The sequence below is a fragment of the Vibrio thalassae genome, from assembly GCF_900089835.1.
GTDB classification, from domain to species: Bacteria; Pseudomonadota; Gammaproteobacteria; order Enterobacterales; family Vibrionaceae; genus Vibrio; species Vibrio thalassae.
The window spans coordinates 44,916-46,052 of sequence record NZ_OANU01000141.1 but is presented as its reverse complement, the minus strand read 5'-3'; the positions used below and the strand labels follow the sequence as shown (position 1 = coordinate 46,052).

At 45.7% G+C, this 1,137-nt stretch carries 1 protein-coding gene, 1 tRNA gene and 2 rRNA genes; 3 read left to right on the top strand and 1 reads right to left on the bottom strand.

Features of this window, described 5'->3' with window-relative positions; translation table 11 throughout:
• The 3 genes from VTH8203_RS22490 to VTH8203_RS22480 all read left to right on the top strand — a co-directional run.
• A 23S ribosomal RNA gene (locus VTH8203_RS22490) occupies positions 1-133 on the top strand; the annotation flags it as partial.
• 106 nt (positions 134-239) lie between these two features.
• Positions 240-355: ribosomal RNA gene (rrf, locus tag VTH8203_RS22485) — 5S ribosomal RNA — on the top strand.
• Between the two features lie 56 nt (positions 356-411).
• Positions 412-488 (top strand) — tRNA-Asp (locus VTH8203_RS22480).
• Positions 489-595: 107 nt separating this feature from the next.
• Here VTH8203_RS22480 and VTH8203_RS25240 read toward each other — a convergent pair.
• A partial coding sequence (locus tag VTH8203_RS25240; protein ID WP_244181299.1) for an IS630 family transposase occupies positions 596-1,137 on the bottom strand: 542 nt, incomplete at its 5' end.

Below are 1,137 nucleotides of genomic sequence, written 5' to 3'. Positions count from 1 at the left end.
CCTGAGATGAGTCTTCCCTGGCGCTTTAAGCGTCCTAAAGGGTTGTTCGAGACTAGAACGTTGATAGGCAGGGTGTGTAAGCGTTGTGAGGCGTTGAGCTAACCTGTACTAATTGCCCGTGAGGCTTAACCATACAACACCCAAAGGGTTTTGATGGACTCAAAGTAAGAACAAATTGAATGTGTATGAGAACACGCTCTTAATATAAGAGAAAGAGGCTTTCCGAATTAAAGAATTTGCTTGGCGACCATAGCGTTGTGGACCCACCTGATTCCATGCCGAACTCAGAAGTGAAACGCAATAGCGCCGATGGTAGTGTGGGGTTTCCCCATGTGAGAGTAGGACATCGCCAGGCTTTGAACATCATCTGTTTAAAGCACGTTTAAGATAAGACTTTAAATAGACCACTGCGGAGTGGTAGTTCAGTTGGTTAGAATACCGGCCTGTCACGCCGGGGGTCGCGGGTTCGAGTCCCGTCCACTCCGCCACTTATTAGAGAACCCGATGCGAAAGCGTCGGGTTTTTTATTATCTACAATTTTGTTATCTTCTTTTCAATCAGGTCGAGTCTCTGTTGATTATACTAATCTGGAAAATTAACTGGTCAGCTCTATCCATCGTCTCGAACACATCTTGGAGACTCTAGTGGAGCACTCCAAAAAACTATTCCATGCGCTACACACTTTAGAGACGATATCTTCGTAATCCGAAAAAGACTGATTGGCGAGATAGTGTTGTCTCAACCAACTCCATACTTGTTCTATGGGGTTTAGCTCCGGAGAATAGGGTGGGAGCTTGATGACACTGATGTTCTGAAATTCATCAGCAATATCTTCGGTGTGCCATCCTGCGTCATCCATAATGACGACGGCATGACGTCCCTTTTCGGTGACTGCGGCGATCTGCTTAAGGTGCTCAACCATAATCTCTTTGTTAACCCAAGGAACTACCATTGCTTCTCCGATCCCTCTAGTGGGGCATACTGAGCCAAACAAATAAGCGTACTCAAATTGCTGTTGTTTTACCGCTCTAGGCCTTGAACCACGTTCAGCCCAAAGTCGAGTTGTCGTATTTTGCTGGCCAAATATTGCTTCATCTTGAAACCAAACATCAACTCTCTCAAGTCCCATATGTCCAG